We start from the raw sequence: 26,439 nt of genomic DNA on the forward strand, positions 1-26,439 counted from the left end.
TAACAAAAAAACAAAACCTGCTTTACTGTTTAAAAAAACAGTATTAAACTGTATCTACAAACAGTAGTTATAGACAGTATTCGGGGTGTGAAATTATGCTTAGCCAATTAACCATTCAAAGTTTTGCCATTGTTCAATTTTTAGAACTTGAATTCCATCAAGGGATGACGACCATTACAGGGGAGACAGGTGCCGGAAAATCCATTGCCATTGACGCACTTGGTTTATGCCTGGGCTCACGGGCGGATGCGAATATGGTTCGAGTTGGCACAGAAAAAGCGGAGGTTAACGCGCGATTTAACTTGAACGACACCCCTCATGCGCAGAACTGGCTTAAGAGTAACGACCTGGAAGATAGTTTAAGCGACAATAGCGAATGTTTATTACGTCGAATCATCACCAAAGAGGGACGTTCCCGTGCCTATATCAATAGTACGCCCGTACCGCTTTCACAGCTAAAAAGTCTGGGCCAGTTATTGGTTAATATCCACGGACAGCATGCCCACCAAAGTCTGCTAAAAAATGAGATTCAACTTGCAATTATCGATGACTACGCCAATCACAATTCCTTATTACAGAAAGTAAAAGATACTTACCAGGGCTGGCACTTTTTAAATAAACAGTTAAAACAGCAGATCTTAAACCAGCAAGAGAAACAAGCACGTAAACAGCTGCTTGAATATCAAATTATAGAGCTTGACGAATTTGCACTAAATGAAAATGAATTTCAAAATATCGAACAGGAGCATAAACGTTTAGCAAACAGCGGCACCCTGCAAGAGGCCTGTCAAGTCAGCTTAAACCAGTTAACGGACGGCGAAGAATTTGATTCACTGAGTTTATTACGTAAAAGTATTTCCCTGCTGTCAGCGCAGATGGAACACGATATAAATTTAGAGACAATTGTCTCCAACCTTCAGGAAGCGGTCATACAAATAGAAGAGACAAGTTATGAACTGCGCCATTTCAATGATAATTTAGAACTGGATCCCGAGCAGTTTCAAGCACTGGAAAAACGCATGAGTGATGCGTTAACACTTGCTCGCAAGCATCATGTGCCACCAGAATCACTTTACAATCACCATCAAAAACTTGCCAAAGAGTATAAACAACTCAATAACAGTGAAGCGCAAATAGAACAGTTAACTGCTGATTTACAGCAAGCGGAAGCGGACTACTTTACCCATGCATGCAAACTCAGTCAAAGTCGTTTGCGCTACGCGAAAGAGATAAGTAAAAAGGTCAGCAAAAGTATTCAAACACTTAATATGGAATCCGGTCAATTTCACGTTGCATTAACGCAGAATGAGGGCAAGCAGTTAAGCCCTCTCGGCATTGATAGCATTGAATTTCAGATATCAACCAATGCAGGCCAGTCATTACAAGAGTTAGGTAAAGTTGCATCGGGAGGCGAACTGTCAAGAATTGGACTGGCAATTCAAGTTATTATCAGCCAGCACATTTCCACACCCACACTGATTTTCGATGAAGTCGATGTGGGTATCAGTGGTGCGACGGCTGCGGTTGTGGGCAAATTATTACGCAGCTTAGGTGAAAACACGCAGATTCTTTGTGTTACCCATTTGCCACAAGTTGCCGGCAATGGCCATCAGCAGATGTTTGTCGATAAACATAACGACGGGAAAACAACCAACACTACTATGGTTAAACTCAATAACAAAACCCGTATTAATGAACTGGCACGCTTGTTAGGTGGCAATACTATTACAGAGCGGACGCTGGCAAATGCGCAAGAGCTGCTAATTCAATAAATAGGCCTGCAGTGACTTTATTGATCTGCTTGCTAAGCAGATCAATAACAAAAAAACTATGGTTTAGATATTGGTTAATGGCGTCAAAATATTAAGTTCAACTACACGCGTTATACTTTTTTATTACAGCCTCAAAATTGCACTTTCCTCGTTACTCTACTCGCTTCCCTAAACAATGACGGCACCGCAGACTCAATATCTGTTCGTGCCTGCACGCTTTACAATGACTGTGTGGTATATATCTGCTTTAAAATCATTTACATTAAGCTACCTGCAAAGTTATCTGAGGCTCAGATGTTAATTAACATAAGTAAAAACGAAAGTGATCTGCGCGTATTATTGGGCGTTTTATCCATTACCGCGGGATCGCATTTTTTATGGTTTCTATTGCTGCCTGTGGGGATTATCTTAATCAACTCGGGGTTAACCTCAAAGTGCCCTATTACTCATCTTTTGGGTAGACAGACAGCGGCTGCTAAAAAGCACTTGTTTCTAAACTATCTGCCTAAGTATAACCCGCAACCTGTTTTTATTTTCAAAGCGGATAATCAGCTCGCGTTTGCAAACACGCCTGCTAAAGCGCTTTTTCCTGATGTGAAAAGGTATCAAGATTTAATTAATAGCGAAATTGACAGTATTATTCAAAAACAGCAGATCAATCGCACAACCCTTACCCTTCCTGATAAGCAAGTTTATTCGCTAATCACGCGCGGCTCTATTGAACTCGATGGTGTTGTTGTCTATGGGACTGATATCTCTGAAATTATGAAGCTTAATCAGGAGATACTCGACACCCAAAAAGAGATTGTTTACGCAATGGGAGAGATTGGTGAAACACGATCTAAAGAAACGGGCGATCATGTACGCCGTGTGGCTGAATATTCACAATTATTAGCCTTACTTGCCGGCATTGACAAAACGGAAGCGGAGCTTATTAAGTTCGCCTCCCCGATGCATGATATTGGTAAAATTGGGATCCCGGATGCAATCTTAAATAAACCGGGGAAATTGGATGAAAATGAATTTTCCATAATGAAAACACATGCAGAGATAGGTTTTGACCTACTTAACCACTCTACACGGCCCGTACTCAAAGCCGCTTCCATTATCGCCTATCATCACCATGAAAAATGGGATGGCTCGGGTTACCCGCAGCAACTGAGCGGTGAAGATATCCATATTTATGGCCGTATTACAGCCATTGCGGATGTGTTTGACGCATTAGGCAGTGCACGGGTGTATAAAAAAGCATGGCCATTGGAAGAGATTCTCGCATTATTCAAAGAGCAACGCGCTATACACTTTGATCCGTTACTGGTGGATTTACTATTAGCAAACTTAGAAATGTTTCTTAAAATACGTCAGAACCACCCTAATTAGTCGCCACTTATTGGTTAATATTGATCGTTTTAAATAGGTTTAACATTATGAAAAAAACTTTGCTGCTACTTCTCTTTACATTAGGCCTTGTTGGCTGTGCGCAAATTCCTACAGCGCAACATGTCAATTGGCAAACCCAGCAACAGCAGTTAGAGAATTTAAATGAGTGGACTTTAACAGGTAAGCTGGCTTATTTTACATCTGAACTACGGTTCAGCCGGAACCTGTTCTGGCAGCAGTCCGGAGAAGAGTTTCAAATCACTTTAACTAACTTTTTAGGATTAACAACTTTAGATGTAATAAAGGATCAATCAGGAACAAAAATAATTTTTGACGGTAAAACCTATTATGGAAACGATCCGGAAATCCTGATTGAAAAACTATCAGGATTTGTCATTCCAATTGCCGCTCTGCAGCAATGGATTAAGGGTAACCCCAACCATGCCAGTTATCAACTTGATGGAAATAACCAAGTTATTAGCCTATCAAGTAGCGATCCACACAATGTTCAATGGACGGTTGATTACGGTGATTACAAAGCCATACAAGGGATCAATTTACCGCATAAACTGCAACTCAAACAACAAGATTTGCGCATCAAATTTTCTATTTCAAAGTGGCAAATCACACCTATTAAAGAGTAATTAGCCTTGCTCCATAAATTTACTTCTAGATAACCTATTTATCATTTAAGTTAATGATTTCTGGCCAATGATAGCCTCCTTTTCTGATAAAAAATGGCGGCGAATCACCTCTCCCCTGATCCAGCTAATAAAATAAATTTAGTCATTTTTTGTGAAGAACGGCGCATTTTCTGGCGGCAACTAGTCTAGTATTTCAATGTCACATATTCGTTTTTCAAACAGTTATGGTTTAAAGCTGAGATACGCGCCTAAAGTTCCTGAACTGCCGGAGTTTGATGGCGATTCGTATGTTGTTGGCCAAAGTCATCGACCAATTAGCTTGCCTAATGCATACGAGGAGAAATAGTTCATGTCTTTATTGTCCAAATCTGATAAGCAACAGCAAGATATTCCGCAATACCCGGGGGTAGCGACTGTTATTCATGGTAATGGCGCGGTTGCACATGTTATGGATCATGTTTGCGGGGGGGTGATTGGTTATCCCATTACCCCCTCGACAGAAATTTCTGAACTATATGAAGCATTTCGCGCACAAGGCGGGTGCAATGTGTGGGGGGAGCACCCTTTTTTCTTTGAACCTGAAGGTGAACACTCCGCACAAAGTGGTGCATTAGGCGCCGCGTTAACAGGTGGAAAATATATTTCCAATGCGTCTTCCAGTCAGGGGATCCTGTACGCTTTAGAATCTCACTATGTAACGGTTGGCAAAAAGGCAGCTGGATTTGTACTTCATGTTGCAGCGCGCTCTGTCTCGCGTCATTCACTCAACGTCATGGCTGGCCATGATGATGTCTACGCCCTGCTCTCCGCGGGATATACCATATTATTTGCCAGCAACGCCCAGGAGGCAGCCGATTTAGCTGCCATCTCTTATCGGGTCAGTGCCCTCTCCCTTATTCCTGTCGCCAATACGATGGACGGTTTTGCCACCAGCCATATTCAAAGTGAAGTGCTGCTGCCTGAGCCGGAAATGCTAAAACAGTATCTCGGCGATCCACGCGAGCGTATTACAGCGCCAACCGAAGCGCAGCGTATGCTTTATGGTGCAAAAGGACGAGTATGGCAACTCACCCGCTTTATTGAAAAATATCAGGATCAGTTCTGGCCGGATAAATGCCAAGCTTTAAAAGATTATATCGACTACTGCAGTGAGCAGATAGAAGCGGATAGTGACGGCATTCGTCTTAGCGAAAGCAATGAGTTTATTCCGGCAGAGCTGCACAAAAAATGGCAGCGCACATGGCTAAACGCTTATCAAAAAGATAGTCGTCAACGCGTCCCTGCTTTAGTTGACACGCACAATCCCGGCTTGACTGGCGGGGTGCAAAATCAACCCGATTATCAAGCAGGTATCGTCGATCATCGAACCCATTTCATGAGTGATGTACCGCAGTTTATTGAACAAGCGATGAACGAGTATGCACATTTAACTGGCCGTCAATACGAACCTGTTATGGAATTTATGTGCACTGATGCGCAGTACCTGCTGCTTGGTTTAGGGTCTGTTACGGATGATGCGGAAGCGGTTGCCAGTTATTTGCGCACTCTAGGTCACAAAGTAGGCGTAATTTCCATTAAACAACTGCACCCGTTTCCCGAAGCTCAATTAATTGAAAAACTGGCGGGTAAAAAAGCAGTTACTATTCTTGAGCGTTGTGATGAAACGCGGCTAACTGAACGCGTCTCGCGGGCGATATTTAAAGCCAGTGAGAATGCTGTAACCCTTCGTCATAAAGGGATTATGCCGCTCACGAACACACCGCAAATCAGTACAGGTATTTTTGGCTTAGGCGGCCATGATTTACAACCTTGTCATCTGATTGCTGCATTTGAAAATATGTTTACACAAAGCAGCAAACCCTTTTTCTATTTAGGCAGTCAGTTCTTTACCTATTCAGCATCGGGTGAATTAAGCGCGAGCCAACAGCGTCTGCATCAAGCCTACCCGGATACTGAGCTGATGGCGTTAGCAACCGGTAAAAACCCGAACTTACTACCGGAAAGTGCTCTGCGCATCCGTTTCCACTCTGTCGGTGGTTACGGCACCATTGCAACGGGTAAACTGCTCACCGACATTCTCGCGGGTGCACTCGGTTTACATTCGAAATCAATGCCTAAATACGGCAGTGAAAAAAGTGGCGCGCCGACTAATTTTTTCATTACCTTATCACCCGAACCGATCAAAATAACCAACGCCGAGCTTCAGCAGATTGAGGTTGTCTTGTCACCCGATCACAAGGTATTCATGCACACCAACCCACTCGCCGGGCTGACTGAAAACGGCACTTTCATTTTACAAACTGAGCATACGCCCCAGCAGGCCTGGCAAGCGCTGCCGCAAAGTGCCCGCCGATACATACGTGAGAAAAATATTAATTTTTATGTCGTCGATGCATTTAAAGTTGCACGTAAGCATGCGCCGACGCCTGACTTAGAAATTAGAATGATGGGCATTGCCTTTATTGGCGCCTTGTGCGGACATGCCAAGCAGGTCATTGAAGATACTGATGCCGAGCAAATGCTCGCGCGTATTGAACGGCAAATTAATAAAAAATTCGGCGCGAAAGGTGAAAAAGTCGTGGCGGGTAATATGGCGGTGATTCGTGACGGAGTGCAAGCGACGCAAGCAGTGTGCTATGCCGACTTCACTGATATTGATGCAATCGAAACCCCAGAGACGCAGATACAACACAATACAGCCAGCAACGCCAGCTGTGGCTTATTCGATCAGGCTTACTTTGATCATATTGCCGGGAACAGCTATGCCGACGGTAGCATCAGTGAAGCGCCTGTCATCCCCGGCTCAGGGATGTTTCTGCCGCCTGCAAGCGCGATAACTAAAGATAAAGGCTTGTTCCGTTTAAATGTCCCCTTATTCAACGCTGACAAATGCACAGGCTGTATGGAGTGTACTATTGCCTGTCCGGACGGCGCCATTCCTAATGCGGTGCATGAGCTCCACGATATCTTAAACTTCGCCATCGGCAAACTCGAACTGCCACCCGCACAGCTTGAACTGCTCAAGGATCAGGTCCCCCCTCTTTGTGATGCTATTCGTCATCAATATCGCAGTGCAGCTAAAGGGGATACCGCCGCTTTACATGCTCTTATGGCAAAAGTTGTCGATAGCATGACATTTAGTAGCCGAGCAATGCAGCAGCACCTGGCCAGTGTTTGTGTGCAACTTGAACAGATGCCATTGAGCCGCACCAAACCTTTTTTCGATGCGATGGAAAATGCACTACCAGGTTCGGGTGGGCTATTCAGCGTCACCATTGATCCAAGCAAATGTAGCGGCTGTATGGAATGTGTCGATGTTTGTGGCCCTAAAGCACTTACAAAAACAGGTCAAACCAACGCAATCAACACACGGATGCATCAACTCTTTAATACCATGGCGGAAATGCCAAACACCCCGATTCGCTTTATTGAGCAGGCAACCCAGTCCGGTGGTGAAGCGAAACGCTTATTACTGGATCGCCATAATTACTATGCAATGAGTTCAGGTCATGGTGCCTGTCGAGGCTGCGGTGAAGTAACCACGCTACGTTTAGTCACATCAATAAACCGCGCGCTACAACAACAACGCTATAATACCCATATCGGGCAGTTAGAAAATCTGCTTGCACAATTAGAAGCTAAGCTCGCTACGACTGTGTCTGATGAAAAGGATGCAAATAGATCTGCGCGTATCAAACAAACAATCAAAACATTAGACAAACGTCTATTCCTCTTCGAACATGGGCCGACGGGCAATGGCCCGTCCGATGCTCTTATTGCCAACGCCACAGGTTGTAGCAGTGTTTATGCCTCAACGTTCCCGTCAAATCCTTATAATGATCCCTGGGTCAATAGTCTGTTTCAAGATGCACCGGCTGTTGCGAAAGGGTTATTTGAAGGGGAAGTCGCCAATCAGCTTGCGCAAATTAAAGCGATCCGCAGTGCAAAATTGGATATTGATGATCTCTATGACCCGCAAATCCATGACCAGCAGCTGCGCTACCTTGAGTGGACACAGCTTTGCGATCAAGAACTGGCGTTACTGCCAACGGTATTTAGCATAGGGGGTGATGGTGCAACTTATGATATAGGTTTCGGTGCCCTGTCCCGCTTACTAACAACATCGACACCCATTAAAGTCGTGGTACTTAATACCGGCAGTTACTCGAACACCGGTGGTCAAGCATCTACCGCAAGCTTCATGGCCCAAGACTCTGATCTTAGCCGTGTTGGCAGCGCGCACAGCGGTAAAGAAGAGGCGCGTAAAGAGCTCGGTATTATTGCCACCTTCCACCCGAAAGTGATGGTTGTGCAAACTTCAACAGCACTACAGGGTCACTTTATGTCCAGCTTGATGGAATACCTGAACTATCAAGATGCCCCTGCTTTGTTTGACGTGTATACGCCCTGCATGGGTGAACACGGTATTGCCGATGATGCCAGTACACGTCATGCACGATGGGCAGTTGAAAGTCGCATGAATCCGGTTTTCATGCATGATCCACGTAAAGGTGCAACATTAGCTGAGCGCTTCTCATTGGAAGGAAACCCTGATCTATTGCAGGATTGGGCAACCCAAACAATTACTTATGTTGACGCTGATGGCATGACCCAATTGCAACAAGTGCCATTTACCCCTGCTGATTTTGCTTTGCAGGAAGGCCGCTTTAAGAAACATTTCCAAGTGATCGACAGCAGTTCATCATTATTAGAAGTAGCAGATTACATAGTACTAAGCAGATCCGAGCGGATCGAAAAAGTGCCCTTTATCTGGTCAACAGATAAACAGAACCATTTAATCCAGTTATCTGTTTCTGACGCCATTATTGCCCTGACGGAAGAACGGTTACGCAATTGGCGAATGTTGCAATATATCAGCGGTCAACATCTTGTGAAAATTGAGCAGGATCACCAACAGCAGATTACGCAATGGCAGCAGCGCTATCAACAAGCGATCCAAGACAAAGAACAAGCAATCGATAATATTGCTAATGGTTTAGCGGAACTGGCGATGACCAAGGGCGATTTTTCACCCGCACAATCTATTCCAGTTACTCAGGTGGACGCCACACAAGCATCAAGTAGTACAGTCGCTACTGATAAACCATTAGTTTTTATTAGCGATCAAGATCAAGGTAAATGTACTGACTGCAAAACCTGTTATCAGCAATTAGGTGAGCTATTTGAGAAAGTCACCATTGTCGATAACGGTGCTGCGAAAGTTGTTAGCCGCGTCATTCCCGGTGCGCTGGAAAATATCGTAATAAGCGATGAATTGGTTAGCCGGGCGGCTCGTATCGCTGCTGAGTGCGATGCGGAAATTATCCAGTTCAATGCGCCAGCAAAGATGGAGGTATAAGTATGCCAGCCACATTATCTCAGACGCAACGCGATCTGTTGATGCAACGGATGGAACAGAACCCGCTGCGGTTTCAACAGATGATCATTGACGATAGCCAGCAGGCTATCCGGGAAATGCTCAAAAAGGGCAAGCTAAACGCTGCCTTTACAGAAAAGCTATGGGAGCTGCTACTGGCAAACGATGAGTTAAGCCAAGCCTTACAACGTTATTTATGGCGTGTTCCACTGCAACAAAAACGTACTTTTATCCAAGGTTTAGACACGCATCTATCCGACCGGTATCCTATGTTTAAAGGCTTGTCGGAGGACTGGCCAGGAAAAAACAGTATTCCCCCTTATGTCCGGCCCGCTCTTGAGCGACGCAAAGATTTTGATTTGGTTAATCAGGGGTATCTTGGCTATATGGGGCTGGGTTACAGTCTACGGGAAGTGGAACTGTTTGTGTGGTTGGAAGTATTGCGAGACAAACAGTGTAAAGACAGACCATGTGAAATAGGTGTTCCACAATGCGACAAACAAGGTGAGGTAAGCGGCGATCATGACGGCGGTTGTCCGGTTAAAATTCATATCCCGCAAGTATTAAATCTGATGGGGGAAGGTAAGTTTAAAAACGCCTTTGAACTTATTTGCGATGCCAATCCGCTACCCAATGTCACGGGCCGCGTTTGTCCTCAAGAGGTGCAATGTCAAGGTGCGTGTACCCTTAAAGAACGGCCAATTGAGATCGGGCAGCTCGAATGGTTCTTACCACAACGACAACGTCAGTTAGACGGCGGCATAGCAAACGATCTCAACGTGTGCAATCCTTGGGCTATCGCAACTAAACCACCGGTTGCTATTGTAGGCTCAGGCCCGTCAGGGCTGATTAACGCCTACCTGTTAGCTAAAGCGGGTTACCCGGTCACTGTCTTTGAAGCATTTCACGCACTCGGTGGCGTACTCCGTTATGGCATTCCCGAGTTCCGTTTACCCAATCAATTAATCGATGATGTGGTTGCCAAAATCAAAAACCTTGGCGGCCGTTTTGTGACTAACTACATAGTGGGTAAAACAGCTACGCTTGCTGATTTAAAACGGGCAGGATTTACACGAATATTTGTGGGAACGGGCGCAGGTTTACCTCGTTTTATGAATATACCGGGTGAACATCTGCTCAATATCATGTCGGCCAATGAGTTTTTAACGCGGGTTAACCTGATGCATGCTAATGAAGCCGAGTATGAAACCCCACTGCCGCAAGTGAAAGATAAACAGGTAATAGTGATCGGTGGTGGTAATACTGCCATGGACGCCGCGCGCACCGCATGCCGTTTAGGTGCCAACGTGACGATTGTCTATCGCCGCAGTAAACAGGAGATGCCAGCTCGGGTTGAAGAGCTGCACCACGCACTTGAAGAGGGGATCATGCTTAAAGAACTGCGTTCTCCCTGTGAGTTTTTGGGTGACAAAAACCACGTAGTCACCAGTAGCAAACTCGAAGTGATGGCATTGGGAGAGCCCGATGCTTCTGGTCGCCGCCGTCCACAAGCAACGGGTGAAACTGAACTAATACAGGTTGATTTAGTGATTATGGCGCTCGGTAACAACCCCAATCCAATTGTCAAAGATGCACAGCCCGATTTAGAAACATCTAAATGGGGCACTGTACTCCTCAATAAAGGCTCGCAACAAACCTCGTTAAGCGGTATTTACAGCGGAGGCGATGCAACCCGCGGAGGCTCTACTGCGATTAAAGCCGCAGGTGATGGCCAAGCTGCAGCAAAAGAGATCATGCAGGATTCACATTTCAACGTCAAAGAAGTGAACAATCTTGTCGCTCAAGCAAGTCACTATACAGACCTGGCACAAACACCCGCTGAAATTGTTAAACGTACTCAATTAACCGAAGGCGTTGTGGAATTCACCATCAAAGCGCCCTTAATTGCAAAATCAGCCAAAGCCGGACAGTTTGTGCGCGTGTTAAGCGATGATAAAGGTGAACTGATCCCCTTAACCATGGCTGATTGGAGCGTCGATTCCGGCACCATTGTGCTGGTTATCCAGGGTCTGGGCAGCAGCTCAAAAATCATCAACCAGATGCAGGTGGGCGATTGCTTTGCCGCTATCGCCGGTCCGCTTGGTAAAGCAAGTCAGTTGGTCAAACATCCACAAAATCAGCGCGTCATCTTCACTGCCGGTGGTGTCGGTTTACCTGCAGTATACCCGATTATGCGTGCGCATCTTGAAACAGGTAACAAGGTCACCCTGATAGCAGGATTCAGAGGTGTCGATTTTTGCTTCTGGTCAGAACAAGAGGGCCGCCTTGAAACCCTGCGCAGCCAATACCCTTCTCTACTCGAAATTATTTATACCAGTAACGATGGGTCGATGGGGATCAAAGGCTTCGTCACCATGCCCCTTGAAGAGATGCTGATTAATAATCGTGACAGTGCTGAAGAAGCTAGTGCAATTGCAGAAGTAATCACTATTGGTCCGCCATTGATGATGCGTGCTGTGAGTGATTTAACGCTAGATTATAAGGTGCCATGTGTTGCCAGCCTTAACTCGATAATGGTGGATGCCACTGGAATGTGCGGTGCCTGTATGGTGCCCGTCATGGAAAATGGCAAACTTATCCGTAAGCATGCTTGTATTGATGGTCCTGAAATAAACAGCCATATTATCGACTGGGATAAGTTCTTACCCCGCTTTAGTCAATTTAAGGTGCAAGAACATCAGAGTCAGTTAGATCATAACTTAATCGATGAGTAGATTCATGTTAGCGGGCTTAACCTAAAAACAGGAACTGTGGTGACACTCTTCAACCAAGAAATACGAGCTAGTTTTATTATTGCATTCAAGAGGACTGAAAAATCTATCTGCTTGGAACGCCAGCCATCAAGCGGATAGATTTTGTTGCAAACAAAAGAACAGATAAACGCTGTATTTAAAAAGCATAAGCCATTACTATTACCAAGACGCCCTCACGCTTATGTATTGATAAAGAGATAAAGCATGATTAAAACAGAGACTATCCGCTGGCCAGCCCCCGCTAAACTCAATCTATTTTTATATATAAACGGTCAACGTAAAGATGGCTATCATGAACTGCAAACGCTATTTCAATTTATCGATATCTGTGATTATTTAACTATCACACCTAATCTTTCCGGGGAAATAACCCTTTCTGATAATATTGAAGGAGTGCCATTAACGGACAATCTTATCTATAAGGCAGCCATGCTATTGAAGAAAATAGCGCCTGAAAATGCAGGAGCGTCGATTAAGATAGAGAAAAATTTACCCCTAGGGGGTGGATTGGGTGGAGGTTCATCAGATGCAGCAACAACCTTAGTCGCATTAAATTATCATTGGAACCTCAATTTATCCGCACAAAAACTAGCTAAATTGGGGCTTGAATTGGGTGCGGATGTGCCTGTGTTTATATTTGGAAAAGCGGCGATTGCAGAAGGTGTCGGCGAATTATTAAGCCCCGCTAACCCTATTGAAAACAGTTATCTTGTGGCAATACCCCACTGTCCTATTTCGACGGCTCTGATATTTAAATCAGCAGACCTTATACGCAACAGTGCAAAGCAAGATCACCAGCAGTTAATGAGTCAAAATTGGCTAAATGATTGCCAGCCCTGTGTAAAAAATAACTATCCTAAGGTTGCCAAGGTAATGGACTGGTTGATAGAATACGCACCGACTCGACTGACCGGAACTGGCGCATGTGTTTTTAGCACATTTAACAGTATTCATGATGCTCAAGTTGTATTAGATAAAGCCCCTGAGTGGTTACATGCTTTTATCGCACAAGGATCAAATAATTCGCCACTCAATGAATTATTATCCACTCTAGATTAAAATGTTATTGGTTGTTATCCATAATCAATAACAAATGTTAATTAGCATGTTGCTTCTTAACACAAACCCAACAGGATGACAGAGGTCCTCACAGTGCCAAATATGAAACTATTTGCAGGTAACGCGACACCCGATCTAGCCCAGAAAGTTGCAGATCGTCTTTTCATTAAATTAGGAAGCGCAGATGTTGGTCGCTTTAGTGATGGAGAGATTCACGTACAAATTAACGAGAACGTACGTGGCGATGATATTTTCATCATTCAATCGACTTGCGCCCCAACGAACGATAATTTGATGGAACTAATAGTAATGATTGACGCACTTCGTCGTGCATCTGCGGGACGTATTACTGCTGTTATTCCTTACTTTGGTTATGCCCGTCAAGATCGTCGAGTTCGCTCTAGTCGTGTACCAATCACCGCAAAAGTGGTTGCAGATTTCTTATCAAATGTCGGTGTAGACCGTGTATTAACGGTTGATCTACATGCAGAACAAATTCAAGGGTTCTTTGATGTGCCGGTTGATAATGTATTTGGCAGTTCGGTTCTTCTTGAAGATATGTTAGAGAAGAAACTGGATAACCCAATGATTGTTTCTCCTGATATTGGCGGTGTTGTTCGTGCACGTGCACATGCTAAATTACTCGATGATGCCGATCTTGCTATTATTGATAAACGTCGTCCAAAAGCAAACGTTGCACAAGTAATGCACCTAATCGGTGATGTTGAAGGCCGTAACTGTATTATCGTTGATGATATGATAGATACTGGTGGTACATTATGCCAAGCAGCCTTAGCACTTAAAGAACGTGGTGCAACGTCTGTTTACGCTTATGCTACACATGCCGTATTCTCAGGAAAAGCCGCTGAAAACATCAAAAACTCTGTCATTGATGAATTCATTGTTACTGACTCAATTCCGCTTTCAGCAGAAATTATTGCGACAGGTAAAGTTAAGCAGTTAACATTAAGTGGCATGCTCGCTGAAGCAATTCGTCGTGTAAGCAACGAAGAATCAATTTCTGCAATGTTCCATTATTAATTAAGCCGTCTAGCTTAATGAATTTAAAAAACACCTGATTGCGGTGCAATCAGGTGTTTTTTTATGGATTGAAATTCGTTTTAATGTTGTACAAAATTCTTTCCCTAGGTTATTATGGCGCGCCTTTTTATTCCTCCCATCAAGATGAGAGAGATAAGGTGGTTTTGTCTGGTCGCAAGATAAAACCTATTTTAAATTTGAGGCACTAATAAAAGTGGCCTCACCAATGGAGTTAAACCATGTCTATTAAATTAAGCGCAACTACACGTACTGACTTAGGGAAAGGTTCGAGCCGCCGCCTGCGTCATGCTGAGCTAGTTCCTGCAATCGTTTACGGTGCAGGCAAAGAGCCAGTATCAATCACTTTTAAGCAAAAAGAACTTCGTAAGACTGAAACTATTGAAGCTTTTTACTCTTCAATTCTAAGCTTAGAAATTGATGGTGTTGCTGAGCAAGTTTTACTTAAAGCGATACAACGTCACGCATTTAAAGAGCAAATTCAACATTTAGATTTACTTCGTGTTGATGCAACTCAAACAATTCAAACAACTGTGCCAATTCACTTTATCAATGAAGAGATTACGGAAGCTGTTAAAAATGGCGGCGTAGTTTATCGCACTGTTAACGAAGTTGAAGTATTATGTCTACCTGCAGATTTACCTTCATTTGTTGAAGTTGATATCAGCAAAATGGAAATCGGTGAGATATTACACCTTTCTGATCTAGTGCTTCCTACTGGTGTTGAGTCTGTTGAACTAAATAAAGGTGAAGAACATGACCTTCCATTAGTTTCAATTATACTATCTAAAACAGCTGCAGTAGAAGAAGAAGAAGCAGAAGCAGCAGCTGCTGCTGAATAATCGTGTCAACAACGATTAAATTGCTTGTGGGCCTGGCTAATCCAGGCCCAGAATATGCGCAAACCAGACACAATGCCGGCCAATGGTATTTAAACCAACTCACCTCTCAAGAAAATATCCAGCTTAAAGCTGAAGCAAAGTTTTACGGCCTTACTGGACGAATTCAATTTGCGGGTAATGAACTACGACTTCTTGTTCCCACTACCTTTATGAATCTGAGTGGCAAATCTGTTGCTGCGATGGCGAATTTTTATCGCATTAAACCTGAAGAGATCCTTGTCGCCCACGACGAGTTAGATCTGCCTCCCGGTATTGCGAAGTTTAAATTGGGTGGTGGTCATGGTGGACATAATGGTTTAAAAGATATTATCGCTAAACTTGGCAATAATAAAAATTTCTATCGTCTGCGGATTGGCATTGGCCACCCCGGTGACAGAAATAGAGTCAGCAGCTATGTGCTCGGCAAAGCGCCAAAGAGCGAACAAAATCTAATTGACCAAAGTATTGATGAGGCAGCACACTGCACTCATATTTTGGGGCAAGAGGGGCTGGCTAAAGCGATGAATCGCCTGCATAGTTTTAAAGCGGAATAATAATTCGCTTCCCCCCACAATTAACACAAATAACTAACAAAATAGGACATTAATCATGGGTTTCAAATGTGGCATAGTAGGTTTACCCAATGTTGGTAAATCAACATTATTTAACGCGTTAACAAAAGCGGGCATTGAAGCTGCTAACTTTCCATTTTGTACGATTGAGCCTAATACGGGTATTGTGCCGGTACCGGATCATCGCCTAGATAGATTAGCTGAAATTGTTAATCCGCAACGTGTTTTACCAACAACAATGGAATTTGTTGATATTGCAGGTTTAGTTGAAGGTGCTTCTAAAGGTGAAGGACTGGGTAATAAGTTTCTTGCTAATATTCGTGAAACAGATGCAATAGGCCACGTTGTGCGCTGCTTCCAAGATGACAATATTGTTCATGTATCGGGTAAAATAGACCCTAAAGACGATATTGATATTATCAATACCGAACTGGCATTGGCCGACTTAGAGAGTTGTGATCGCATCCTTTTACGTATCACCAAAAAAGCCAAAGGCGGCGACAAAGATGCTAAATTTGAAATGCCTATATTGGAAAAAATAAAAGCGCATCTTGAAGCGGACGGTTTAGTGCGCGGCCTTGAATTAACTGTGGAAGAAAAAGCCGCGGTTGCCTACCTTAACTTCCTGACAGGCAAACCGACCATGTATATTGCCAATGTTAGTGAAGATGGTTTTGAAGATAATGAATATTTAGATATTGTACGTGAAATAGCAGAAAAAGAAGGTTCAGTGGTAGTGCCAGTTTGTGCTGCAATCGAGTCTGAAATCGCTGAGCTTGATGAAGAAGATAAAAAAGAGTTTCTCGATGGGATAGGTCAGGAAGAAGCAGGCTTAAACCGCGTGATCAATAGCGGCTATCAATTACTGCATTTACAAACCTACTTTACAGCGGGTGTTAAAGAAGTACGTGCCTGGACGGTTAAAGTCGGCGCGACAGCACCACAGGCAGCGGGCGTTATCCATACTGATTTTGAGCGGGGCTTCATCCGTGCAGAAGTAATCAGCTATGATGATTTCATCGCATGTAAAGGTGAAGCTGGCGCAAAAGAAGCGGGGAAATGGCGCTTAGAAGGGAAAAACTATATCACTAAAGACGGTGATGTTATCCACTTCCGCTTTAACGTTTAACGTTTAACTCCGTTTAAACCTTCGCACTCTCGACAAAAAGGCAACTCAGGTTGCCTTTTTGGATCTTGTTGTTAGTTTAAAGCAGGACAGATCTGTACCCTTTTCTCGAAATATACAAATATAGATGATGAAAAACCTAAACGCAGTTTTACCGTGCTAGGTGTAATGCTTTCTCATAGAAATAAGATAAAGTGGTTTTCTACTGCGCTTTATATTGACTCGTTTCAATAAGCAGAGTAAACAGCTCAACTAACTTTGGATCAAGTTTTGTACCTTTTTCTCCATGTAATATTTGCATCGCTCGCTGGTGTGTTTTTGCCTGATGATAGGGACGTGATTCTGTAATCGCATCGTAACTGTCGGCCACGGAAATAATACGGGACAACAGAGGTATCTGCTCCCCGGCTAATTGATCAGGGTAACCTTGACCATCGTAATGTTCATGATGATGGCGCACGATATTAGCAATGGTCTGTGTGTTTTTTATATCTAATTTTTTAATAATATCCTCACCCATCTGTGAATGGCTTTTCATTATCAGCCACTGCTCAGGATCCAATTTACCCGCTTTTAAGAGTATTTGATCTGGGGTACCAATCTTGCCAATATCATGCAAAGAGGCGCTTATCTTAAGAATATCAATTTCAGTTGCTGATAATTGACAGGCAGTTCCTAGGGCTTCAGATAGCGCAATTACTCGCTGCGAGTGAAGTTGTGTATAAAGATCTCGGTGTTTTAAAGCACATGTCAATGCTTCATGTTGATAATCGAGCTGTTTCTTATCCATGCACCGCTCCGTAGTTATGACTACTTTTTAAGTCAGGTTGAAGTAACTAATACACCAACCAATATCGAATAGCAATATCTACTCTGTCAAAGTATCGCAAAGCGCCAAAAGCAGAGAACCACGAGAATCAAAGCTCTTAGTATCAGAGCCCCTTACTCATTAGAGCTGAAAAACTGCGTTTCATTTTATCATCATCTACGCGCAGCCAAGGGCCGATCTCTAACAGTGGAAGTTAAAGCTGCCGTCACAAACGAAAGCTATCAATAACCGATGCGCTATTAACAATCACAGTGCAGAGCGTGGCAACAAAAAATAAAGCAGAGCACAGTTCGCCAGCAATCGTTATCCAGAGCTTATAAGATGCCACAGAGCTAAAAGCAAACCACTATCCTGCATAATTTTAACGCAAAGCATCTGTTTGGATAATAATATCCTTCATGTAGAATAAGTTACAAGCAACAGATAAACCTGACGATAAGGTAATTAGCTATGACTCAACTTGAAAAAATGACTGAATTTGAAAAGATGCAACTGGGCTTGGATTACGATGATTTTGGCCCTGAATTAACTGCACTTAAAGAAACCACATTCAACTTATTGCAAGAAATTAACCAATGCCAATTCACTAAAGTTAAACCTCTTTTTAAACGATTATTAAAAAGCATGACTGAAACTAGCTTTATCTATCCTCCTTTTCGCTGCGAATACGGTAAAACTATTTCGATAGGTTCATCGAGCTTTATCAATATGGGCGCTACCATGTTAGATAATGCGCCAATCACTATCGGCAATCATGTATTAATTGGTCCAAATGCACAGTTTTACACCGTTTCTCACCCCATTGATTATCGCAGACGCAGAGAGTGGGAAACAATATGTTTGCCGATTACCATCGAAGATGATGTCTGGATTGGCGGCAATGTCGTCATTTGCCAGGGCGTCACCATTGGTCCGCGCTCAGTTGTGGCCGCAGGCTCTGTGGTGACTAAAGATGTTGCACCCGATACTATGGTGGGAGGACAACCCGCTAAATTGATTAAACGTCTGAATTAAGCAGTAAGTAACCGGAGGTTTCACTTAGCCAATTTCTAGTGCCCACACTCTGCGTGGTAATGTGGATGCCGCATCGGGTTATCGTAAGCTTTCGCTTGTGAGCGTTTGCTTGTTGGAGTTTCGCCATTGACGGTGTGTAGACGATGAGAAACCGAAACGCCGTTTTGCAGTTCGAGGGAGTCATGCTCTTTAAACAGCCAAAGAAAAGTAAGCAAAAGAAAAGCCGTATACCGAAGCCTATCCCGCTCATAATCATTCCCTGCCATTCAATTAGCGCCATGTTTCATGGCGCTAAAGCGGTTGTTCATCACAAGAAAAATGGATGGGAATTTCCGTAGTCGCATTGGTTTGGTATTCTAATAGTTTGAATTGCTAATGAAATTAGTCTTTTCAAAATTAAAGATTCCCATTGATGTGCCAGGCGGATGATGAGTTTAGAGTTCCGGTGGAAAGAACATTAACATTTAAAGAAGGATCTGCCCGATACTCCGCTGCAAGTTTTGTTAATTCTAGCTATAAATATTTCCGGATTAAAATTAGCATGCTTGCTAAGAATGCATAAATAACTAATAGCAAATGAGATCAGTATATAATCTAGATTAATAACAACAAGTTTGATTGAGCAACAACCAGTTATTGCCATTCAAAACAGCTAACTTAACATTAGTTTTAACTAGGAAAATTGCTACATGATTCGATATCTGCTCATTATCTTTTGCTTTATGATAAATCTGATAATGGTTCCCGTATGCTATGGCGAGAAAAGTGGAGAAGAGCAAACAATTCTTGTTCTGAATTCGTACCATAAAGGATATGAATGGTCGGATCAAATCATAAGTGGAATTGAGAGCACGCTTTCACTTCCCTTTCCTAAAGCGAATATCCATATTGAATATATGGACACCAAAAGAAACAGTTCTCCGGCATATTTCAACAAGCTTTTAACGCTTTATCTGGAAAAGTTCAAAGAACGGCAGTTTGATTTAATTATTGCCACTGATGATCATGCGATAGATTTTTTACTGCGTTCAGGTGAAACTCTTTTCCCAGGGATCCCCGTCGTATTTTGTGGCGCCAATGCGCTCGATATTAAAAAATTCCAGAAAAAGTCAGATTTTACCGGTGTGCTCGAGTTTGCAGATATCAAAGCCACGCTAGATATCGCATTGCATCTGCAACCGAATACTCGCAAGATTGTCGTTATAAATGATCAGACAGCCACTGGCAGATATGTTGCTGAGGAATTTGACAAAGTATTACCTACACTCAATAAAGATCTTAAAATTGAAATACTTGAGGATCAGCCATTAACAGAACTGGCTGATTCCATAAAGCAGCTCTCACCTGATACAATTATTCTTCTGCTTGCTTATTTGCGTGATGGTCAAGGGGTATATTATGATCCAGAGTTGACGGCTTCACTTTTAAGTGCAGCCTCCTCAGTGCCTATCTATTCGATCTGGGATTTTTATTTTAACTACGGCATAACGGGAGGTGTTCTCACCTCAGGTTTTCGTCAGGGAGAGACTGTTGCGGAGATGGCGACCAAAATATTAATGGGAGCCGCTCCCTCTGATATAGAGATAGTCACTCGCGGAGTCAATAGATTATTGTTTGATTACAAACAGATAAAACATTTTAATCTGCCCATTGAAAAACTACCTCAAGACGCAATAGTAAAAAACATCACCTATGCCGATCAGAAAAATATCCTTATCCTACATTCGTATTCAGCAGATAACCCATGGACAAAGGCTATTATGAACGGCCTGGAAAATATACTGCATGATTCAGAGTTCATGATTAACTCATTTACTGAGTTTATGGATAGCAAACGATTTACCGATAAAGCATACCTTTATTCTCTAACACAACTACTGAAACTCAAATATGGCCAGCAAGATCTCGATCTGATTATCGTTTCCGATGACAATGCCTTTAATTTTATGATGCGACTGAAGGACCACTTTTTTAAAAATATTCCAGTGGTATTCTGCGGAGTCAATTATCTGCAGGATCCTCAAAACATGACCAGCCGTAATATTACAGGTGTAATGGAATCTTACGATATTCTAGGAACCTTAAAAATGGGCCTATCGCTTTTTCCTAAGACTGAAACCATCTATGTCATTAATGATACAACAACGACTGGAATAGCGAATCATCAACGCTTTGATGAAGTGGTCGCTAAGCTTCCCAAAACGATCAATATAAAACATTCAGGCTCGCTATCAATGCAGCAGCTGCAACAAAAAGTCGCTGAACTTGATAACAAAACAGTTATTCTGCTCATGTCATTTAATATAGATAAAAATAATCACAGGTTTTCATATCAAGAAAGTGCTCAACTTATATCCTCTCATTCTGTTAGACCCCTCTTCGGGTTTTGGGACTTTTATCTTGATCATGGTATTTTAGGCGGTGTTATTACCAGAGGCTGGGATCAAGGAAAAACAGCCGGTATTCTTGCGCAACGAGTACTTAATGGTGAGAAAGTAAGCTCTATTCCCATCGTAGAGAAAAGCCCTGTTGCTAGTGTTATAGACTTTACCAGAGCGCTAAGTTTCGATCTGAATATTGAGTCACTGCCTGCTGGAGTTACAATATTGAATAAACCTGAAAGTTTTTTTGATAAATACCGAAACACGATTTACATTACACTCTGGGTACTTGGTATTATTGTTCTTATCATGGGCATAAAGATAACTCTACAGACAAAAAAACAGAAAGAACTTTCGGTTAAAACAAAAACAGATCCTATGACCGGGGTCAACAATCTAGATCACTTTAATAATTCTGTTAATGAAATTATCACCTCCGCTATCGCTACAAATGAATTATTTACACTCTGTTATTTAGATCTGGACAATCTAAAAATGATAAATGATACTTTTGGCCATAAAAATGGAGATAAATATATCCTGCTGGCGGTAGATTCAATTCGTTCCCAGATAAGGGGGGGGGATCTGTTTTGCCGGGTTGGTGGGGATGAATTTATTGCAATTTTAAAACATTGTACAAGCAGTCAAGGAACCGCTTTATTCAAACGCGCAGAAAAAGAACTGCACTTACAACTTAAACAACATGGCCTCTCATTACATACTGGAATAAGCTGTGGTTGCTGTGAATTTGATCCAATGAAACCTGTTTCCGTTACGATACTGCTAGAGACGGCTGATAACATGATGTACAAAAACAAACAGAAACGAAAAAAATGCACACCCAAATAATAATCGTTATAGATATCCATTCAGTCTTTATTCATTTATGGCAACGATTCTGCTCAACTCCTAGCGGAACACTCAGTTTGTAAATTTTAATAGTTAATTTATTATCCGTGTCGTATGAGAAATCCTTATTTATCGTTCCCGCGCCCACATCTTCTAAGCTTTCGTTTGGCCAGTTTAGTTTAACTTTTTTGTTGGTTTTTCGCCTTTGATGGGAATTTCCGTAGCCGCATTGGTTTGGTATTCTAATAGATCGCATTGAAATTAGTCTTTTAAACAATTCAAGATTACTGACCTGCCCTGTATTTGCCCGCATTGAGTAAAGTGTATTGATATTTCATGGGGGCTGAAAAACTGCCCCCTATGCTCAGGGGGCAGTGTTATTACACCTATTCAGGCATATCCTGAATGATATTGTGAGTGAAAACTATCACTTTACGAGCGTCATCAGCATGCTCAGTGAAAGCTGCTAAATTGCTAGTATTGATATCTTTTCCATCTTCTCCATCACCGCTAGTGTCACTATCCTTGAGTACACGATCCCAAATGTATTGCGTCTCATCGGTATAAGTAAAGCTGAAATCTGCTTCGCTTGAATCGTGCCACTGGACGTAATCAACATAGAGCCCTTCATACTCACCTTGGGTGTTATGCCCGTAACCGCCAAAGTCTGCATAGCCATTTTTTAGACGGATACCGTTGTTACCAAAAACACCGCCCCTTTTCAAATAACCCAAACCTTGATCATCAATATTGAGCGTATCACTGATCACAATATTGACCTCTTCCTCTTCTCCTTCGCCCTTGATCGTAACGGTGCCCTCCAGGCTTCCCCATTTCATCAGTGCCCCATAAAGAGCCAGATTCTGCAATGGTGAATCGATGGTTTTGTCCATTGTTATATCAACCCCATCCTCATCCTTAACAGGTACACTGTAGATAAGGCGTCCACCAAGATCTCGTTTAAGCATGGTGGCAGTGTTGAGATCGTTGATCGCTTCGACAAGCTGTCTATTGAGTACGTTAGGATTGGTCATAGCGGTACGAACGAGATTCAAACGACCCAATTCGACCTCCTGTACGTATTCTTCATAACCGGCTTCCACAGCACATTTACTAAGTCCATCCATATATTCTTCTACGACCATAGGAACAATATCGGTATAGGTAAAATTATCACCATCAAGAACCGGATTCCCATCTTCATCAACAACAAGAATATCTTCAGAAGCAACGGGTTTTACACAATTGTTCAAATCGAGTAAAGGGACCCCATTTTCATCACGGTGTAGTATCCAAAGATCACCGAAAAGATCCACTTGTGCTATATCGCCCAGCTCATTAATGCCGAGAACATTATTAACAAAAATCACCGCATCAACAGTTAACGGGACTTCCTTGCTCATAGCTGCTGCCAGAAAAGAGGCGGCACTGTCTAACACACGCGGATCATTGAGCGGATCACCGTCACCTGAAGGCGTGAAGTCTGCAACGGCAGGCAATGAAACGATGGTATTTTCAACGGGAAGATCCTGAATGATATTATGCATAAAGGTGATAACTTTACGCGCATCATCGGCCAACTTGGCGAAGGCTACTATGTTAGTTCCAGAGAAAGACTCGCTATCAAGCACCCGCTCCCAAATATCGGCAGTATCGTCGAAGTAGACTGGAGAATTCATATCCTCTGCATCATAGTCGAGATTATACTGGACAAAATCGATACTTGTCTTGTGATAACGCTTTTTACTATTATGGATTACGGTTGAAAAATCAGCGTAGTTATTATACAGATCAATCCCTTTGTCACGTCCAAGGGTTCCGTCACGCAGGTAGGTCAGGTCTCCCATGGGAAGATCAGATCTAATTTCAAGCCAAGGTGCCGGGATAATTTCCCCTTCCTCTCCCGTAGCTTCTATTCCGTAGCCAGCAATACGCCCCTCAGTTATCAAAGCCATGTACAAGGCTAAGTTCTCCAGTGGTGAATCGATGGTATGGTCTTCGCTGAGGGTGGTAGTTAACCCGGTTAGCTCATCCAAAATATCGGTATTAGAGGTAAGTACCAGGCGACCCGACAGGTCAAGGGAAATTGAATCAGCAGCGTTAATGTTTTTGATGGCTTCAGCCAAGGAGCGGGCTAAAACATCGGGGTTATTGGCTGAACTGCGCACTACATTCATCCGCCCGATCTCCACTTCCATGGTGTAGCCTTCAAACTCGGGATCTACTTCACATTCTCCAGCTACCATAGGGACAATGTTAGTAAAGATAGGATTTTCCTCTGCGTCCAAGACAGGCGCGTCTTGATCGTCAAGTACTGCTATTGGTTCACTTGCGATAGGTTGTTCACAACCATTTTCATCAAGAATGGGGAGTCCGTATTCATCACGTAATAGAACCCAGAGATCTCCATAGAGACCCTTCGGTGTCCCCTGCACCTTATTGATACCCAGGACTGAGTTGACAAAAACCAAATTATCCACGGTAATTTCATTTTCCTTACCGCTGGCTGCCGCTAGGAAAGATGCGGCACTAGGAAGAATACGGCTGTCAAGTGGCACATCCACAACAACCACAACAGGGTCGTCAAGTTGTCCATCTACAACAGTAGTCTTACTTTTCTGACAACCTCCCAAGACCAATATCAGTATTAAAAGGCTGAACTTAATTGAGTGTAACAGCATAACTTTCATTTTCATTCTCCTTGTCATTTAACATCATTGGTTAGTAAATTATAAGTCAGTGGTTTTGATCTTTCCTTTTAAAAACCAAAATAAAGGAGATATAGATCACGTTTTTGTGTTATATGCGAGAATAATTGATACTCACATCTCATTTTTGGATGTTTATAAATATATTTCCCCGCTCTTTTTTTTACCTTTATTCTAACTACTTTCTTCCTGTTGGCGTAATTATAAAGAATAAAAGACAGGTGGGCAGTGCAAGAAAATGGACGGGAATTTCCGTAGCCGCATTGGGTTGGTTATATCTGGCCTTACGAAATAGGAAGAGTCACAAGAATTGAACAGGATGAACTTCGATCAATTTTTATTGAGCTAGAGGAGTCTGATTTTGTTAGTTTAGATGACTTGGATGATATTGGTTACGTGAAGAAAAGTGACAGTGAAAATCAGGTACTTTTTGAACTGATTGCAGATCGTTATGAACGCAGTAGTTTGATCATTACCTCCAACCAACCATTTAGTAAATGGGATCGTATATTTGGTGACAATATGATGACTGTTGCAGCAATTGATCGACTTGTACATCACTCTGAAATATTTCAGCTTCAAGGAGATAGCTATAGCAAAAAACAAGCAATGAAACTAAATTCAAATATCGGCCAAGTTAATTGACGCCGATCGGACAAGTGCTAATAGATGACAAAAAAGCAAAGGCTATAAATCAATGTTGGCTGTTCATGTATGATTTAATACTTGGTTAAAACCATAACGGGTGGGACGGTTTGAACAAAACCGAGCCATAGATCTGTTAAGTTGCAGAAAAATCTGCAAAGAACTGGATTAACCTTGGCACTAAATAATTACTGAGGCTTATAAAGCCAAGGGCCGTAGCCATACACAATTGCATGACTACACCGCTTACTTCCCCATAATAAAAAAGCAAATGGGTGACTGGTGATATTAGCACCAACATTGTGATTTTTAGGTGTGTATTCATAAGCAATAAATTAGCGGTTCATGTGCGATTTAATACTTGGTTAAAAACAACCAAGGAAACTTACATACCAGCTTAACCAGAACTTACTAATGGGTGACCCCATATTAATGGGTTTATCAGGATAACCACATAATTTTTTTTATTAAGCTCTTAAAAAACCAATTCAACACGACGGTTTTTATTCCAGGCCGATTCGTTATGTTCAGAATTAATCGGTTTTTCTTCACCATAACTGGCTGTATTTATTTGCTTAGTAGCGACGCCCATTTCTTCTAAAGAAGCTGCAACCGTTTTGGCACGACGTTCACCCAGTGCGATATTATACTCCTGAGTACCTTTTTCATCCGCATGGCCTTCAATCAAGATCAATTTGTCCGAGTGATCTTTTAAATATGCGGCATGGGCAAGTAATATCGGGGTAAATTCAGGCTTAATCATTGATTTATTAAATTCAAAGTGAATCACATGATTTAAAATAGCAGAACCATATTGTTGAACAATTAGCTCTTCTTCAGTCATTTGCTTTACAGGTTCGACAACTTTTGTTTCTACCGGCGCTTTTGCGACTACTTCCGGAGCCGGTTGTACTTCTGGCTCTACCGGAGTCGTTGAGCTACATGCGCCTAATGCAAGCATCGGTAACGCGATTAATAAACCTTTTGCGATCATGTTTAAGTTCATTTTATTTCCTTATTTTTATTAATTATATTTTATAATGGAGGCGATGCTGATAATTTGGATAAATTCGCAGCCTCTTAAGTAATTGATGTTACTGAATTGAAATAGCTTGAGCATCATTAATTAGTCATACTAAAAGGTGAGATAGCGCTTTTCAGTCCCTTGGTTTGCATCAACTACAAGGGTCAATCTTTTGTTCATAATGTAACTCCGAATTAAAGTAGGTTAAAAAATCACGTTATTGAGTGACGATACTGTTTACATAGCTATAATTGTGCCAATTTTATATTTTCATTCTAATTCAATCGGTTACGCGTATTTTTTTGGTTTTTTTAAACAAAAAACCGCCAATGTGTAGCCATATGC

At 42.4% G+C, this 26,439-nt stretch carries 15 protein-coding genes and 1 pseudogene; 13 read left to right on the forward strand and 3 right to left on the reverse strand.

Going from position 1 to position 26,439, the window contains the following annotated elements:
* Positions 1 to 95 precede the first annotated feature (95 nt).
* The 10 genes from recN (at position 96) to ychF (ending at position 16,647) form a co-directional block, all read left to right on the forward strand.
* A complete protein-coding gene (recN, locus tag ACJAT7_RS02015) occupies positions 96 to 1,772 on the forward strand; it encodes a DNA repair protein RecN (protein WP_415225126.1) in 1,677 nt (558 codons plus the stop codon).
* Between the two features lie 294 nt (positions 1,773 to 2,066).
* Positions 2,067 to 3,152: an HD domain-containing phosphohydrolase gene (locus ACJAT7_RS02020; protein WP_415225127.1), complete on the forward strand. Its 1,086-nt coding sequence runs from the start codon at positions 2,067 to 2,069 to the stop codon at positions 3,150 to 3,152.
* Positions 3,153 to 3,199: 47 nt separating this feature from the next.
* Positions 3,200 to 3,796, forward strand: coding sequence for a lipoprotein insertase outer membrane protein LolB (gene lolB / locus ACJAT7_RS02025; RefSeq protein WP_415225128.1), 597 nt, complete (start codon positions 3,200 to 3,202; stop codon positions 3,794 to 3,796).
* Positions 3,797 to 4,145: 349 nt separating this feature from the next.
* Complete coding sequence (locus tag ACJAT7_RS02030; RefSeq protein WP_415225129.1) at positions 4,146 to 9,155, forward strand: 2-oxoacid:acceptor oxidoreductase family protein; 5,010 nt, start codon at positions 4,146 to 4,148, stop codon at positions 9,153 to 9,155.
* A 2-nt stretch (positions 9,156 to 9,157) separates the two neighbouring features.
* Complete coding sequence (locus ACJAT7_RS02035; protein WP_415225130.1) at positions 9,158 to 11,908, forward strand: sulfide/dihydroorotate dehydrogenase-like FAD/NAD-binding protein; 2,751 nt, start codon at positions 9,158 to 9,160, stop codon at positions 11,906 to 11,908.
* A 243-nt stretch (positions 11,909 to 12,151) separates the two neighbouring features.
* Positions 12,152 to 13,006 (forward strand): 4-(cytidine 5'-diphospho)-2-C-methyl-D-erythritol kinase, encoded by an 855-nt coding sequence (ispE, locus tag ACJAT7_RS02040; protein ID WP_415225131.1) that lies wholly within the window; start codon positions 12,152 to 12,154, stop codon positions 13,004 to 13,006.
* 93 nt (positions 13,007 to 13,099) lie between these two features.
* A complete protein-coding gene (locus tag ACJAT7_RS02045; protein WP_415225132.1) occupies positions 13,100 to 14,047 on the forward strand; it encodes a ribose-phosphate pyrophosphokinase in 948 nt (315 codons plus the stop codon).
* Positions 14,048 to 14,286: 239 nt separating this feature from the next.
* The gene (locus ACJAT7_RS02050) at positions 14,287 to 14,907 is read left to right on the forward strand and encodes a 50S ribosomal protein L25/general stress protein Ctc (protein WP_415225133.1); all 621 of its coding nucleotides are present in this window, start codon (positions 14,287 to 14,289) and stop codon (positions 14,905 to 14,907) included.
* A gap of 2 nt (positions 14,908 to 14,909) precedes the next feature.
* The gene (gene pth, locus ACJAT7_RS02055) at positions 14,910 to 15,500 is read left to right on the forward strand and encodes an aminoacyl-tRNA hydrolase (RefSeq protein ID WP_415225134.1); all 591 of its coding nucleotides are present in this window, start codon (positions 14,910 to 14,912) and stop codon (positions 15,498 to 15,500) included.
* Between the two features lie 55 nt (positions 15,501 to 15,555).
* Positions 15,556 to 16,647 (forward strand): redox-regulated ATPase YchF, encoded by a 1,092-nt coding sequence (ychF, locus tag ACJAT7_RS02060; protein WP_415225135.1) that lies wholly within the window; start codon positions 15,556 to 15,558, stop codon positions 16,645 to 16,647.
* A gap of 199 nt (positions 16,648 to 16,846) precedes the next feature.
* Here the strand turns inward: ychF and ACJAT7_RS02065 are convergent, their stop codons facing one another.
* Positions 16,847 to 17,434 carry an HD-GYP domain-containing protein gene (locus ACJAT7_RS02065; RefSeq protein ID WP_415225136.1) on the reverse strand — a complete coding sequence of 196 codons (588 nt, stop codon included), beginning with the start codon at positions 17,432 to 17,434 and terminating at the stop codon, positions 16,847 to 16,849.
* Positions 17,435 to 17,941: 507 nt separating this feature from the next.
* Here ACJAT7_RS02065 and ACJAT7_RS02070 point away from each other — a divergent pair.
* Both ACJAT7_RS02070 and ACJAT7_RS02075 read left to right on the forward strand, forming a co-directional pair.
* A complete protein-coding gene (locus tag ACJAT7_RS02070) occupies positions 17,942 to 18,487 on the forward strand; it encodes a sugar O-acetyltransferase (protein WP_415225140.1) in 546 nt (181 codons plus the stop codon).
* A 737-nt stretch (positions 18,488 to 19,224) separates the two neighbouring features.
* A complete protein-coding gene (locus ACJAT7_RS02075; protein WP_415225137.1) occupies positions 19,225 to 21,717 on the forward strand; it encodes an ABC transporter substrate binding protein in 2,493 nt (830 codons plus the stop codon).
* Between the two features lie 386 nt (positions 21,718 to 22,103).
* On the opposite strand, the gene ACJAT7_RS02080 is transcribed toward ACJAT7_RS02075, so the two are convergent.
* Positions 22,104 to 24,407 carry a hypothetical protein gene (locus ACJAT7_RS02080; RefSeq protein ID WP_415225138.1) on the reverse strand — a complete coding sequence of 768 codons (2,304 nt, stop codon included), beginning with the start codon at positions 24,405 to 24,407 and terminating at the stop codon, positions 22,104 to 22,106.
* A 333-nt stretch (positions 24,408 to 24,740) separates the two neighbouring features.
* Between ACJAT7_RS02080 and ACJAT7_RS02085 the strand changes: the two are divergent.
* A pseudogene (locus ACJAT7_RS02085) lies at positions 24,741 to 25,070 on the forward strand (ATP-binding protein); the annotation flags it as partial.
* 475 nt (positions 25,071 to 25,545) lie between these two features.
* Here ACJAT7_RS02085 and pal read toward each other — a convergent pair.
* A complete protein-coding gene (gene pal, locus ACJAT7_RS02090; protein ID WP_415225139.1) occupies positions 25,546 to 26,076 on the reverse strand; it encodes a peptidoglycan-associated lipoprotein Pal in 531 nt (176 codons plus the stop codon).
* Positions 26,077 to 26,439: the final 363 nt, after the last annotated feature.

This window comes from Psychromonas sp. (assembly GCF_047632995.1).
In the GTDB taxonomy this organism is placed as follows: domain Bacteria; phylum Pseudomonadota; class Gammaproteobacteria; order Enterobacterales; family Psychromonadaceae; genus Psychromonas.